The organism is bacterium (assembly GCA_013360195.1).
GTDB lineage: Bacteria > Electryoneota > RPQS01 > RPQS01 > RPQS01 > JABWCQ01.
This window is the reverse complement of sequence record JABWCQ010000002.1, coordinates 344381-359848: the sequence shown is the minus strand read 5'-3', so window position 1 is coordinate 359848 and position 15468 is coordinate 344381. Positions and strand designations below refer to the sequence as shown.

Annotated in this window: 10 protein-coding genes; 9 read left to right on the top strand and 1 reads right to left on the bottom strand. The window is 49.5% G+C overall.

What is annotated here, in order from left to right; translation table 11 throughout:
• Positions 1 to 32: 32 nt before the first annotated feature.
• On the top strand, positions 33 to 1346 hold the full coding sequence (locus HUU59_02840) for a nucleotide sugar dehydrogenase (protein NUO18365.1): 1314 nt from the start codon (positions 33 to 35) through the stop codon (positions 1344 to 1346).
• The gene (locus HUU59_02835; GenBank protein NUO18364.1) at positions 1330 to 2529 is read left to right on the top strand and encodes a glycosyltransferase family 4 protein; all 1200 of its coding nucleotides are present in this window, start codon (positions 1330 to 1332) and stop codon (positions 2527 to 2529) included. Before HUU59_02840 ends, HUU59_02835 begins: the two co-directional genes overlap by 17 nt.
• A gap of 44 nt (positions 2530 to 2573) precedes the next feature.
• Here the strand turns inward: HUU59_02835 and HUU59_02830 are convergent, their stop codons facing one another.
• Positions 2574 to 3113 (bottom strand): hypothetical protein, encoded by a 540-nt coding sequence (locus HUU59_02830; protein ID NUO18363.1) that lies wholly within the window; start codon positions 3111 to 3113, stop codon positions 2574 to 2576.
• A gap of 337 nt (positions 3114 to 3450) precedes the next feature.
• Between HUU59_02830 and HUU59_02825 the strand changes: the two genes are divergently transcribed.
• The 7 genes from HUU59_02825 to HUU59_02795 all read left to right on the top strand — a co-directional run bounded on the left by HUU59_02825 (position 3451) and on the right by HUU59_02795 (position 15449).
• The gene (locus HUU59_02825) at positions 3451 to 3999 is read left to right on the top strand and encodes a gamma carbonic anhydrase family protein (protein NUO18362.1); all 549 of its coding nucleotides are present in this window, start codon (positions 3451 to 3453) and stop codon (positions 3997 to 3999) included.
• 9 nt (positions 4000 to 4008) lie between these two features.
• Positions 4009 to 4257, top strand: coding sequence for a cold shock domain-containing protein (locus HUU59_02820; GenBank protein ID NUO18361.1), 249 nt, complete (start codon positions 4009 to 4011; stop codon positions 4255 to 4257).
• Positions 4258 to 4377: 120 nt separating this feature from the next.
• Positions 4378 to 8673, top strand: coding sequence for a hypothetical protein (locus tag HUU59_02815; protein ID NUO18360.1), 4296 nt, complete (start codon positions 4378 to 4380; stop codon positions 8671 to 8673).
• A gap of 210 nt (positions 8674 to 8883) precedes the next feature.
• Positions 8884 to 10752 carry a T9SS type A sorting domain-containing protein gene (locus tag HUU59_02810; protein NUO18359.1) on the top strand — a complete coding sequence of 623 codons (1869 nt, stop codon included), beginning with the start codon at positions 8884 to 8886 and terminating at the stop codon, positions 10750 to 10752.
• Positions 10753 to 10806: 54 nt separating this feature from the next.
• Positions 10807 to 13581, top strand: coding sequence for a pyruvate, phosphate dikinase (locus HUU59_02805; protein NUO18358.1), 2775 nt, complete (start codon positions 10807 to 10809; stop codon positions 13579 to 13581).
• Between the two features lie 12 nt (positions 13582 to 13593).
• On the top strand, positions 13594 to 14220 hold the full coding sequence (locus HUU59_02800) for a YigZ family protein (protein ID NUO18357.1): 627 nt from the start codon (positions 13594 to 13596) through the stop codon (positions 14218 to 14220).
• Positions 14208 to 15449: an HlyC/CorC family transporter gene (locus HUU59_02795; protein NUO18356.1), complete on the top strand. Its 1242-nt coding sequence runs from the start codon at positions 14208 to 14210 to the stop codon at positions 15447 to 15449. Before HUU59_02800 ends, HUU59_02795 begins: the two co-directional genes overlap by 13 nt.
• Positions 15450 to 15468 lie beyond the last annotated feature (19 nt).

The window sequence follows — 15468 nt, the reverse complement described above, 5'->3', positions numbered from 1 at the left end:
GCATTCTACGCATACATTTAAAATACAATAATATGAGAATCAGCGTCTTTGGATTAGGTTATGTCGGTTGCGTGTCGGCCGCATGTCTGTGTGAATCGGGGCACGAAGTATGGGGCATTGATGTAGATTCGACTAAAGTCAAATTCCTTCTTGAGGGCAAGAGTCCTATTGTCGAAAAGGAATTGCCGGAACTCATCGCCAAACATCGATCAGCAGGTCGCTTGAATGCGACAACCTCAATAGAGGAAGCTATCAAGAATACCGATGTTTCATTAGTTTGTGTCGGTACTCCGTCATTGCCATCGGGCGCATTGAATACAGAATATGCGCGCCGTGTATGCGAGCAAATCGGTGACGCGATTAAAGGCCTTGATCGCCTGCACACCGTAATTATTAGAAGCACGCTGTTGCCCGGGACTACTCGGCGGGAACTTCTGCCAAGGCTCGAGCAGCACTCCGGTAAGTCCGAGGGAAATGGATTTCAAATCGCATACAATCCAGAATTCCTTCGTGAAGGTTCGGCTGTATCGGACTTTTTTGGTCCGCCCAAAACCGTCATTGGAGCAGAGCGTGAAGCAGCTGCTGCAATCGTGGCTGAATTGTACAAGGGTTTGCCCGGTCCGTTTCATACGACGAAGATAGAGGAAGCGGAACTTGTCAAGTACGCCGACAACTCCTTCCACGCCGTGAAAGTGGTTTTCGGAAACGAAATCGGCGCTATCGCCAAGTCAGTGGGTATTGACAGTCATCGAGTCATGGAGATTTTCTGTTCCGATACCAAACTCAATCTGTCACCTTACTACTTAAAGCCTGGCTTCGCTTTCGGTGGATCCTGTTTGCCTAAGGATGTCCGGGCGCTATCGGCTTGCGCTAAGCAGAACAATCTTTCAACGCCGTTGCTTTTCTCATTGATGGAATCGAATGAAGAAAGTGTGAAGCGTGCGGTAAAGTCAATTCAGGCATTTGGCAAGAAGAAGATTGGTGTCCTCGGTCTTGCGTTCAAGGAAGGTACCGATGATATGCGCGAGAGTCCTGTCGTCGAACTGGTTGAAACGTTGCTTGGGAAAGGGTACAATATAAAGATTTTTGACCGCAATGTTTCACTTGCGCGCCTTGTCGGGTCGAACAAAGCGTATATTGAATCGGCGATCCCACACCTCGCAGAATTACTCGTGGAGAGCGTGGATGACATTGCGGCGCACTCTGAGGTTGTGCTTGTGACCTATCGCGATACTGAATTCTATCCTGTCCTTAAGAAGCTGACTCGTCAGCAGATTGTCTTCGACCTTGCTCGCGTCCCTGATGCCCACATGATTCACGCGGAGTATCATGGCATTTGCTGGTAAGGTCCTTATCTTAGTAGAGAACCTCTCCGTTCCGTTTGATCGCAGGGTCTGGCAAGAATCACTCGCGCTTGCCAGGGCCGGCTACCAGGTAAGCGTAATCTGTCCGCAAATGGTGGACAAGAAGGCGTTTGAAATAATTGACGGCGTATTTATCTACCGCTATCCGATGCCTTACACCGCAAACCGAGCAATTGGTTATCTGTGGGAGTACTCATGGGCAATGCTTTGGACGTTCGTCTACTCATGCTACGTGTATTTCAGGCGGGGATTCGAAATTATTCACGCCTGCAATCCGCCTGACTTGTTCTTCATTGTTTCCCTTCCGTTCAAGATCTTTGGAGTGAAGTTTCTGTTCGATCAACACGACTTGTCTCCAGAAACATTCGAGTCCAAATTTCCCGCGCGCGGAGGTATTCTTCTCAAAATACTGCGGAAATTAGAGTTCTGGACTTACAAGACTGCAAATGTCGTGTTGTCCACAAACGAATCCTATCGTAAAATCGCGCTTGAACGGGGTAAACTGTCTGACAATCAAGTTTTTGTCGTGCGAAGCTCACCTGATCTGAAGAAATTCGCTCCTTTGCCCGCAAATCCTGCTTACAGACGCAGCCGGTCATATCTTGCCGCGTACCTTGGCACGATGGGCGCACAAGACGGTCTTGACTATCTGTTACGAAGTATACACATTATCACTCAGAAGTGGAAAAGAACAGATATCCATTTCTTGTTGATGGGCGGTGGCGAGAATCTTCAAGTGCTGAAAGACCTTGCATTGTCGCTCGGTATCACGGACTTTGTTGAGTTTGCCGGCCGTGTGTCAAATGAGACTGTTCGCGAAGTCCTTTCCTCTGCCGATGTTTGTGTTGCACCTGACCCAATAAACCCGTTGAATACACATTGCACCATGAACAAGATTCTTGAATACATGGCAATGGGAAAACCTATCGTTTCATTCAGACTGACCGAATCCGAGTTTTCCGCCCGTCAGGCCGCAGTGTACGCAATTGACAATGATGAGGAGGACTTTGCCCGCAAGATTGTCGACTTGCTGGATAATCCGGTCATGCGGAAAGAAATGGGCGAGTTTGGATCGCGAAGGTTGAAAGAAGATCTTTCATGGGAAAAGAGCACGACTCAACTTCTTAGAGCATATGAATTTGCATTGGGTTGCAAAAAAAGATGACCGTGCAGACGCACGGCCATATCGATGTCGTGCGAGGCGTTTTTTCAGCTTGAAGGGTGTGGTCGAAACGCCACCCGGGCCAACAATGACATGATTGCACCGCCGATCAAGGCAAACCCGATCGACAATGCCAATGGACTCGGTTTGCGCTCACCGGTATTCCCCGAGTCTTGACGCAATGATGAGTTTGACTTGGTGATCACGAGATACCAGTCACGCCCTTGGGCAGATCGATAGACGAAATGGTCCTCGCTGTTCACGGAATGGAAAACTCCTTGTCCCTTCGTCAAACCAGTCAATTTGTCAGATTGCTCTCGTGGCAATTTTATGTCTCCAGCAGCTTCCCCGGCAGACTCCCGAATCTTGATCTTTATGTCAAGCGCTTCTTCCCAAGCTTTTGGATTGCTAGCCCGACCCGATCCAGAAGATTGACCTAAGCAAAAGTAATCTATCAGCTTAGCCTCAGTCGTCTGGACCAAGTCTGAAGACGTGTCGCCAGGAACCATAGACTCACGGAATGGCCAGTAGGATAGGATAAAGAGTGTGATTGTAGATGCGATCCAGAACTTGATAACAGGACTCATTTAAACACGTTAGTTGTTTGACACTTGGCTCAAGATACACAACAGCGGGGACATTTCAAACAAGCGTTGGTTGTTTTGGCGTATATTCTCACACTACCCACTTCTTTAGTCAATTTCTTTAGCAATAAATTATTGAAATTATTGCACATATGTTGCAGGCTGGAATCTTGCAACATTGTAGGTCGAAACTCAAACAAAAATCCGCTGTCTTCTGGAAACCTTCTGGTCCGTGTCGGCGTAAGAATTGACAGAATGACTGCGGTTCCGACTAATGAGTCCGGCTCGTTCGCGCGATGGGCCGGACTCGACAATTCAGGGAAAATAGTATGGTGGTGAATTGGCATTGATTCTGCCCTATCAGGGCAAAAATCCAGTCATACATGAGAACAGTTGGATATCGCCAACATCAGTCATTGTTGGTGATGTTCAGATTGGTAGTGAGTCTTCGATTTGGTTCGGGGCGGTAATAAGAGGAGACGTGAACTGGATTCGTATTGGAAATCGTACGAATGTGCAAGACGGAGCAGTTTGCCATGTAACGATTGGGACTGCTCCTCTTCTGGTTGAAGACGAGGTTTCAATCGGGCATGCTGCGGTAGTGCATGGATGTACATTGCGATCCGGTTGCCTGATCGGAATTGGTGCCCGAGTCCTTGACCTTGCAATTGTGGGAGAACGATCCCTTATTGCCGCTGGTGCGGTCGTTCTCGAAGGATCTAGAGTTCCGGCAGGTGAACTCTGGGCGGGGGTGCCCGCACGGAAAAAGCGAGATTTGAGTGTGGATGAGCAGCAGAGTCTCTTAGATACGGCTGCTCGGTATGTCCACTATAGGCTTCATTATACAGGTCAGGCCGCGGAGATTCCCAAGGACTGGCTACCGAGGTAGACATCAACGATGATCAATTCGTTTAGAGCGAAGTCAACTGAGACTCACAGTACGACCGACACAGGTGTGGTCAAATGGTTCTCTCAGAAGAAGGGCTTTGGTTTCATAGAATCTTCGAGCGGAGCTGAAGTGTTTGTTCACTATTCTTCAATCAAAGGCCGAGGCTACCGCGTACTTGAACCGGGCGACAAAGTAAAGTATGAAGCAGTGGCCGGGCCGAAGGGTGAGCAGGCTTTTCACGTCGAAGTACTGTCTTGATTCCAAACGCCAGGTATTAACGCCAGGGCTTACAGCAACCGCTGTGAGCCTTTTATATTTGTGGGCTCGGCGTTTGCTAATTACACGTTGAACACCAGAATCAAGTCGGTTGAGGTTGTAATGTTGAAACGGAATGTCGCACTTTTTCTTCTACTGCAATTCGCTCTGCTGCCAACAGTTGTGAATTCGGCCGTGCAATCCACCGATGCGAAAACCGTTTCCTGGAGTCAACTCAGCAGGAACGAATGGCTGCTAGTCATTGCAGTGCCTCGTGTTCAAATTGATACGGTTCTGCTCGCAAATTCGTATTGGTCACATGTTTCGTGTCGAGGGTTAAGTTCCTACAACCTACCGGGTGCACCCGATTTGCCAGCGGTTTCGCTTTGGGTTCCAGCCAATGTGTCTTCCGCAGGATTTGAACTAATTCGCGAAGTCGGAAGAACAGTCACGGTAGCACCGCCGCTTCCAGTGCCGCAGCCACTTGACAGATCCGTGCATTCAAGTCACACGTATGTACCAATACATGAATATTATGAACGGTCCTCATATTATCCGGACGAGATAGTAGAAATTGTTCAGACCGGTAAAGTAGCCGGGACAGAATTGACACTGTTACGAATTTGTCCAGTTAAATACTCCGGTGCTTCGCGATCACTTTACGTGAGCGACACGCTCGTCTTCAGAGTGACGATTCCAGGAAATCAGAGTTTGGATTCCGAGCCTTCTCAGTCAAGCTTTGAATCAAGACTAGTTTCTGACATTGTCGAATTCCAGCGACGTGCCAATCCACCGACGCAAGTTGATGAACCACGACTGTTGGTTATAACTCATCCTGAGTTCGTCGAAGGATTGCAGGAGTGGCTGGGGTTCAAGTATGAATGCGGTATAACGGCTGAGGTTGTCATTTATCCGGATATCGCGAGTTCGCCCCAATCGCTAAAGTCTTACTTGCAGCAGCGTTTCGACGCATCCGAGACGCCCCCCGAATTTGTTCTATTGATAGGCGATTATGAGTTAATACCGGCCTTCTTTGGTGTTGGTTCGAGCTTGACGGATCACCCTTATAGTTGTCTGACCAACGACGACTTCCTACCTGATTTGTCTATAGGCCGTCTGCCTGTAGACTCTCCGAGTCAACTTGAACGATGGATTTCTCGTGCACTCGCTTATGAGAGGGATGCGCAACTTGGGGAGACGGCAGAAGCCACGGTGTTTTCAAGCTCGGTCGCGTTGGATCCCCTGCACGGACAACAAGTTCGCGAAGTGTTTCAAAGCGCAGGCTTGAATCCGACGTCGTTGCAGCAACCGCAAACCGGTGCGTTGCCGCTCTTGCTTGCTTCCTTGAATGCACAGCCACTTTGGACATTTTACATTGGCCACGGTAACCCAAACTCCTGGTCATCAGTCTCTCCTCACTTCACCTCCAGTACACTGCCGCAGCTGCAGACTAGTCGGCAGGGAATTGTCATTTCGGTTGCCTGTGCGACAGCAGACTTTGACGAAGGTCAGAATTGCATTGCAGAAGACTGGACTTTGGAGCTTCAGGATGCTGGAGCCCTTTGTTATATTGGCGCAACTGAAAGCACAGCATTCTTCTACAGTGATACGATTGGCCTGGCAACGCTGGAGGCTATCTTTGAGCATGATTATACCAGCATCGGCATGGCCCTGGACTATGGCAAGCTTCGGTGCGCACAATTCTTTCCACAATCACCCGGTGGATTAACTGAAGAAACGATACAGCAGTTCGCTCTCCTGGGTGATCCGTCGTTGCGACCCTTCACTGCCAGTCCGGTCACTGTTGAGGCATCGATTCCGGATGTGCTTCCAATTGGAACTGCTCATATACCCGTGACAATTCGCTATGACGGGCAGGGTGTTCCGGATGCAGAAGTTATTCTAACCCGGCCTGACGCGAATCCACAAATCAGCTACACTGACGGCGACGGTTTTGCCCTCGTACCGTTGCCGGATTCAGGCGAACGTCAATGGACAGTAACGGTCCGCGGACTGAACCTTGTACCGATTCAACGCAACGTGTCTGTCGTACCTGTCGCTGGGGCAATTCTCCAGCTTCAATCAATCGACTTTGAAGAGTCAGTCGGGGATCTGGACGGTATGCTCGACCCCGCAGATAGTGGTACATTCCGTGTGCTTGTTAGAAACGCCGGTACGGTCGCGTCGGAAGCCGGGCGATTGCGGATTGAATGCTCTTCTGATGCCCTGTCGCTTAATCCCGGGTATCTTGATTTACCAGTGATAGAGGCACACAGCGAAGATTGGCTTGAAATGACAGGAAACTACTCAGTATCAACGACTGCAGCAAATGGCACAGTTGCGGTTCTTCAGGTATGGGCAGAACAGGGTGAGCGAAACTCCTATATTGGAAATCAGCGAAGCGTAATTGAGGCGCCGGAAATCGAAGTCATATGGCAGCGACTCGTCGAATTGTCAGGCGATGGTGACATGTTGCCGGAAGCTGGCGAGACGATTGGTTTGTCAATTCAACTAAAGAACATAGGTGATGAAGTATTGCGGCAGCCAGTCGTAGACTGCATGCCTGACCATCAGTTTCTGCACATTCAGGAAACGCGTTGGTCGACTGATTCAGTTGCAGAATCCGACAGCGTAAGCGTACAGTTCTCCTTTTCCAGTGACTCTGCAACTCCACGCGGTTACGCGTTCGAGTACAATGCAGTCTTGACTGGAACGAACTTTCCCGACCAGAATATTTGGGGGCATTTCCGAATAGGAAGGGTCCCAGTACTCTTGTATGTCCTGGACTCGCAGCCGCAACAATTGGCAGGAATTCAAGGAGCATTGCAGGTATTGGGAATCGAGTACGAAACATCTGCTCAGATACCCCCAGACCTTTCCCGTTATGGTTCGATTTGGATCTTTTGTGGAGTGCATCCAAACCAGGAACCCCTTCCAAGTCAGGCCGCGGATCGAATTGCAGATTATTTACATGACGGCGGTGCCTGCTATTGGGAAGGCGGTGACGTCTGGGCTTTTGATCATGAAAATTCACTGCACCCGTACTTTGGAATTGAAGGTGTTTCCGACGGTTCTGGAGATGCGGGCCCTTGTTCCGGGATTCGAGGCAGATTCACTGAGAATATGCAGTTTAATTACGGAGGAGAAAACAGTTTCATTGACCGGATAAGGCCGATTGGGTCTGCATTCGAGATTTTGCGCAACTCTCGAAATGGCGCCGAGTACTCAGTCGCTATTGCAAATTCCGGAGATGGATTTCGAACTGTTGGTTGTTCAGTTGAACTTGGCGCTCTTCACGATGGCGATGCTCCCTCTACACGAGTTCACCTCGTCCGCCAGATTCTCGAATGGTTTGGAATCCCTGTTTTGCACGACCTAAATCCTCCTTATATAACACACGTCCCAGTTGGAATATGGCAAAATTACAATTTACCAATACCAGTTTTTGCCGATGTCCAGGATGAGAGCGATCTGGAGCTTGTCGCCTGCGACTATAGGGTTGGCGGCGGTGCTCTGCATACTGTTCCAATGCAGGAAGAATTGGACGGGTATGTATGCTACATTCCGGTACAGACGCCCGGATCAACAATTTCTTACAGGTTACGTGCCGTGGATCGTTCAGAGCCGCAGAACACTGCATTAACAGATGAGTTTACAGTAATCGTCGAGAACTCTGCGGAGAGAATGGTATCCGTGATTCCGGAATCCGAGTCCATACAATGGATGAAGAGACGAGGTGCAAACGGTACAGTGTCTATTGTTGGAACGGAGACTGGACGAAAATCAATCGTCCTGATTGCGAATGGATCGGCAAAAACGAGTTCCTATATCTCTGTTCCATTGAACCTATCCGAAATTGAGAATCCGTGCCTCGAGTTTGAGTCAAGCATCGAGGGCACGAATGCGCGCGACATGGTCATTGCCCGGATAGTTGCAAGCGTCGATTGCGGGAACTCGTTCCCAATCTTAATATGGCGGAGAAGCGAAGGGCCAATTGCTTCTGAAGTAATAAGTGAAGACAACCTGAAAGAAATCGCAGGTCTTGAGCAGGTGGTATTAAAGTTCATCTACTACGGTGATTCGTACTGGCATCTTGGCGATATTCGAATTACTGACATGACTGTAACAGGTCGCCCGGTTCGCGACCTGGTCGTCAAACCAGGCGCGGTGATTAGTTTGCATTGGACACCATCAGGTTTGCCAGACGCTCGTTATCAAGTCTTCGCGGCTTCCTCATTGTCCGAGAGTTTTGAACCAATTGCCGAAGTCAGCGACACCTTCTATCTTGACCAAGCTAGTCAACTTATCCCGCAAAGGTTCTATCGAGTTAGTGAATTGAGCGGTGCGTTCGATACGCCTGCGTCCAGACTTGTGAACACGATGTTTAGCCGAATTCCCCGCGCTTTTGAGCGTCGTTGACAGCGGCCAGAAGTCTGCCTCTGCACTAGAAAAGGCTCTATTCGAGCCTTTTGTGCTTTTGTCTCGTTTATGACTTGTTGCATCTTCGCTTAGAAACTAGTAATTTTCTTCAATTGCAGCTTTTCCGTTGTTCGTTCTATGTATTTATTTTTAATAACTTTAATTCCATCTCTCTTATTCGCCGGTTATCCGCGTTTCCTTCAAACTGACGTGGAACCGGAGAAATCTGGCTTGCTTGGCTGTCGCCAACCAAGAGAACGAATACTGGATGATACACTGCACCAATTTAACGCATTGAAAATCTGGTCGGACCTCGACTATGATTTGGTAAACTCCCTCATATCTGGTAATGCCAGACTACTGATTGCGATTGATGAAGTAAGCCTGAACCAACTCGACTTGCGGTTGGTTGCCAGCTTAGAGATCGATTCGGTCACCAGCACAACACATGATGTAGATAGCGTGCGGCGCGATGGGCTGGATTCCGTGCAGATTTTTCTTTCGCCAGAGATGGCTATTGGGGATACAGTTGACGTTACGATTTACTATCGCGGCACACCAGCAATCATAGACTCGTGGGGGGGTATGAGATTTGGACAAGCGTCAGGGTGGAGACCGCAGATCTGCTACTCGATGGGTGATGGACTTGACCTCGAACCGCCGCCAGCGAACTACTCGTGGCTTCCTTGCTTCGCAGATCCCACAGACAAAGTCCTTTGGGAAGCGTGGCTGCGTGTTCCGCAAGATCGGGTCGGTGTGAGTGCGGGTATCCGGCTTGATTCTGTTGCGAATCCGGATGGTACGTCTATTTGGCACTATCGACTTGACCAGCCGGTCTCAACATATCTCTTGTTCGTGTCAGTCTCTGAGTATGAGATAATGACACAGCGGGACAGCAATCCGGTCATTGAGAATTTCGTGTATCCATCGCGTTGGACTCAAGCGCAAATTCACTTCGAGCCGGTTCCACAGTGTTTGGATGCATTTGCGGCGCACTTTGGTCCTTACGTCTTTGAACGGTTTGGCTACAACATGACCCGCATTGGTGATATGGAGCACGCAACATGCGTGTCGCACTATGATGCGGCAGTAGTTAATGGCCGTACATATGACTGGCTCTTGTTTCATGAGTTATCTCATCACTGGTGGGGGAACTGGGTTACGGTTGCAGATTGGCGGGACCTGTGGCTCAACGAAGGCTTTGCAACATATTGTGAGGCATTGGGAATGGAATGGGTGAGAGGGGAAGAGGAGTTCCGGAATTACGTGCGCACTGATCTGCAGCCTGCTGCCCGCAATGCCGGAAATGCTTCGACGATCTACGACCCGGATTATTATTGGGGGGCTATTGTCTATGAAAAGGGTGCATGTGTGCTGCACATGCTGCGTTGGGTAATGGGTGATTCATTGTTTTTCAGCTCACTTCGAGACTACGGGCAGCAATTCGCCTTTGCCAATGCAACGACTGTCGAGTTTCAGTCAGTCTGCGAATCCCACTACGACTCGACATTGCAGTGGTTTTTCGATGAGTGGGTCTTTGAAGGAACGGGGTATCCACAGTTCGATATTATCTTGGAACCCACCAATACGTTCTCGTTGACTCAGTCGCAGTCTGGAACACAATTCAGTATGCCTGTCGAAATCGAGTTTTGGTCAGGCGATCAGCTTACAAGCACAGATACTGTTTGGGTAAATCCCGAGCTGGCTTCTTATGATCCGGATGTTCCCTTCGATTCAGTTTCACTTGATCCGAGGGGATGGATACTGAAGACTTTGCACTACTTCCCGAACGTATCGGCAAATGACGCGGTAAGACCGAGTGATTTCGAGATATCTTCCGCCTACCCAAATCCATTTAATCCGACCCTGACTGTTTCCTACGAGTCTCCGCGCCCGCAACCTGTAACCATGCGCGCCTACAACGTGCAAGGACAGCTTGCCGTCGAGAAGACTGCCTTGGCGTCAGCCGGCTCGAACACGCTTGTTTGGAACGCTGAACATCAAGCCTCAGGAGTCTATGTGATCCAACTGTCAACACAAACCGCTACGCGCACGGTAAAAGCTGTGCTCTTGAAATAGCCTCTATTCCTGAGACGGTCTCTCGTCTCATTCTTATTACACCTTTGGAGATCAATTTTGAGTAAGTACGTCTATACGTTCGGCAACGGTCAGGCAGATGGCCGTGCCGACATGAAGAATCTTCTTGGCGGAAAGGGCGCCAACCTCGCTGAGATGAATCACATGGGACTTCCAGTTCCGCCCGGCTTCACAATTACGACAGAAGTCTGCACCTATTATTATGACAATGGCCGTTCGTATCCTAAGGAATTGACTTCACAGGTAAAAGAGGGCATTGCTTACATCGAAAAATTAACTGGCGCGAAATTTGGAGACAACTCAAATCCTCTGCTTGTTTCAGTTCGCAGCGGTGCCCGCGCCTCAATGCCGGGCATGATGGATACAATACTCAATCTAGGACTGAATGATCGGACTGTTGAAGGTCTCATTAAGAGGTCGGGCGACGCGCGTTTTGCTTTCGACTCATACAGACGTTTTGTGGCAATGTACGGTGATGTTGTGCTTGATCTTAAGCCGCAAACCAAGGAAGAGCATGATCCCTTTGAAGATATGCTTGCGGCAAAGAAGGCGAAAGCAGGCGTCAAGTATGATTCAGAGCTCTCCGCGGAACATCTAAAGGAGCTTGTGACGGAATTCAAGATTGCCATCAAAGAGCGCAAAGGCGTGGAGTTCCCTGATGATCCATTCGAACAGCTTTGGGGAGCAGTTGGTGCAGTGTTCGGATCTTGGATGAACGAACGTGCGATTGTGTATCGCCGCTTAAACAAGATTCCTGAGAGCTGGGGTACAGCGGTAAACGTTCAAGCCATGGTGTTTGGAAATCTCGGAAGCGATTGTGCGACTGGCGTAGCGTTTACACGAGACCCTGCATCGGGCGAAAAAGTATTTTATGGTGAGTTTCTGGTAAATGCCCAAGGCGAAGATGTTGTTGCTGGAACTCGCACTCCACAACAGGTCGGTCTGAAAGCATCTCAGACGTGGGCAGCGAATCACGGCATTAGCGAATCCGACCGCAAGTCGAAGTTCCCGTCGTTAGAAGAGGCAATGCCAGAGTCTTATAAACAGCTCCTGGACATATCGGAGAAACTTGAAAAACACTACAAGGACATGAATGACATAGAGTTTACGATTCAAGATCGCAAACTCTGGATGCTGCAGTGTCGTGCCGGCAAGCGAACCGGAATGGCGGCGATTCGTATTGCGGTCGAAATGGTAGAAGAGAAATTGATTACTGAGGAGGAAGCGGTTCTAAGAGTAGATCCCAATGCACTCAATCAACTTCTCCGCCCCATTTTTGACACGGCGAAACTGAAAACGGAGAATCCGATTGCTCGCGGGCTTAATGCCGGCCCCGGTGCAGCGACCGGTCGAGTTGTTTTCCATGCTTCGGACGCTGAAGCGTGGGCGGCGAAAGGGGAGCAAGTTATACTGGCTCGTATTGAAACTAGCCCGGAAGATATTCGCGGAATGGATGCCGCACAAGGTATTCTGACGCAGCGTGGCGGAATGACTTCGCACGCGGCGCTCGTTGCGCGCCAAATGGGAAAAGTTTGCGTCGCGGGATGTGAGGCCATTCACATAGATTACACAAAAGGCATTTTCACTGCCGGAAACGTAACGGTTAAGGAAGGTGATTGGATCTCGCTCAACGGTTCCACTGGAGATGTGTTCAAGGGAAACATACCAACGAAACCGTCTGAAGTTATCCAGGTGCTACTCAATAAGTCGCTTGAACCCAAAGATGCTCCAACCTATCAACTATACGCAAAGTTAATGGGTTGGGCAGACAAGATTCGCCGAATGCGAGTCAGGACGAATGCTGACCAGCCAGACCAATGCCGAAATGCAGTAGCATTCGGGGCGGAGGGAATTGGCCTTGTACGCACTGAGCATATGTTCTTTGAAGGGAATAGAATTGACGCAGTTCGCGAAATGATTCTAGCATCAACTCTTGACGGACGGAAGTCGGCCCTTGCCAAACTTGAACCCTATCAGCGTGAAGATTTTGTAGGTATATTTCGTGTCATGAATGGCTTGCCGGTAACCATCAGGCTTCTTGATCCGCCGCTGCATGAGTTTCTTCCACACGGAGACGCGGCGGTTAATGATCTGGCGAAGAAGCTTGGAGTGAATCCTAAAGACGTTGCTGCGAAGGTCGAGGATTTGCACGAAATGAATCCAATGCTTGGACATCGCGGCTGCCGGCTGGGTGTCGTCTATCCCGAAATCACGGAAATGCAGGCACGAGCGATTTTTACTGCTGCTGTACAAGTGAAAAAGGAGGGAATCGAAGTCAAGCCGGAAGTAATGGTACCCTTGGTTATGACTCCCGGTGAACTGAAGTCACAGTCAGACGTTATTCACCGTGTTGCTGAAGAAGTTTTTGCTGCCGCGGACGTGAAGATAGACTACCTAGTCGGGACCATGATTGAGCTTCCACGTGCTGCCCTTTGCGCGGATCAAATTGCTCAGCAGGCTGAGTTCTTCAGTTTTGGCACGAATGACCTTACACAAACTTGCATGGGACTTTCAAGAGATGACTCGGGCAGATTCCTGCCCTACTATGTGCAGTCGCAATTGTTGCCAGCTGACCCATTTGAAACACTTGATCAGTCCGGAGTTGGTCAGCTTGTCGAAATGGGAACCTCACGTGGTCGACAAACGCGGCCAAACTTGAAGGTCGGCATTTGCGGAGAGCACGGCGGTGAACCATCTTCTGTGATCTTCTTTGATAGTGCCGGATTGGATTACGTTTCATGCAGCCCATTTCGTGTTCCCATTGCAAGACTCGCTGCTGCGCAGGCCACACTGATGCATCGAAAAGCCTAAACATTTCGTCAAATGCTGTCCGAAGATTTCTGGACTCTTTCGGGGCCCGGCACCGCGCAAACGAGGGTGCTGGGCTCCCGCTTCATCGGCAGGGCGTTCCCGCTCGACGATGAGGTCAACATTAACGTTGCACTTGAAGCGGTAAAGAAGCTCTATCATGATGCTTCTCACCACTGCTGGGCGAGTATAGAGCGGAAGGACCAGAATCTAATTCAGATGCAAAGCGATGCAGGAGAGCCTAAAGGTACCGCCGGTCAGCCAATACTTCTTGAAATCCGACGACACAACCTCGAAAACTGTGGCGTGATTGTGACTAGGTGGTTTGGAGGAACGAAGCTTGGCACCGGTGGCCTGGTAAGAGCCTATAGTGAGTGCGCTTCGCTCGCGCTTGATGCGGCACCGCGTGTGCTGAAGAAAACGGGTATTTCTGTTGAAGTCGAAGCTGATTATGAATTACAGAAACTCGTCTATCAGCTTGCTATGAAATTCTTTGCGTTCGTCGAACATGACCCGGACGGAAATGGAAAGAAGCTTCGAGTCAGACTGCGAAGGAAACAGGCTGATGAGTTCATTTCCGTCTTGCATGAGCAATCTTCAGGGAAGTTGATAGGCCGGGCAGGCTCCTCGTGGATCTCCTGATACTTGTTCTCTTGTCACTTGGTTTGAGCGCCTATTTTTCGGCCATCGAGATTGCATTCACGACATTCGATGCGATTATCATAGGGAGTTGGAAGAAGGCACGTAAATTCGGTGTTCGATTCTCAGAGTTTCTATCAAGGGTACCGGAACGTTACCTCTTTACTTCACTCGTTGGTAATAACGCGGTCATGGTGGCCTATTCGTCGCTGCTTGTGATCTGGTCAGAGCGTGAGGGAGTTTCTGAAGTCTGGATAGTCGCAGTCTCGCCGTTTGTGGTCTTGGTTTTTGGAGAAGTTATACCGAAAACACTGGGACTTGCGTTCGCGAATCCGTTCGTAAGGTACCTGTCCTTGCCACTGTTCCTATTCTATTGGCTTTTTCTCCCCGTCAGGGTATTGATTCTTCCGTTGGAAAAGCTGCTGCGAAGTCGATCCGGATCTGCTGAACGTGCGGAACACGCGTACGACGTCCTGTTTCGACGAGAAATCGACTCAGTCTTGTCTCGTGCGAGCAGAGAAGGCACTGTCACGGATAAGGAGTCGGAGATTCTCGACCGCTACCTGCATGCGCGCGAGGTACGTGCCCGAGACATCATGACACCACGCCCCGCACTTATTGCATTACCTGCCACAGGATCACTGCAGGAAGCATTAAGTCTATTTGCAGAGCGGAAACATGGCGTATTGCCGGTCTATGATGAGTCTATCGATAACATCATAGGATTTCTTCATTCAAAGGACTTTCTTGAACCCAGGGACTCCCTCAGAAGTTATCTCCGGCCTGCGGCTTTTGTGCCTGAATCCAAATTGCTGGTCGAACTACTTGAGCAGTTCAAGACTCAGCGTCTATCAGCCGCAATCGTCGTTGACGAGCATGGCGGTACAGATGGAATTGTCACCATTAAGGATCTATTTCGTGAACTTGTGGGACCTATCCGTGAGACTGAAGAATCCTCAAAATCCGGGACAATTAAGAGACTTGCGGAAGGAAAATTCCTGATTTCAGCTCTGGCTGACCTCTCTGATATTGCTGAAGCGACTGGCTGGAGGCCTCCTGATGGAGACTATGCGACGTTGTCCGGACTGCTGGCCGAGTATCTTGGTCACATCGGGAAACCGGGAGAACAGATTGATATAAAAGGAGTTACGATAAGAATCCTGAGTGCGACAACAAGAAGAGTTGAGAGTTGTCTTGTGAGAATTCCTGACGATTTTCGCGAAGAGTCCTGATCAAGGAAGTTCTTGACAA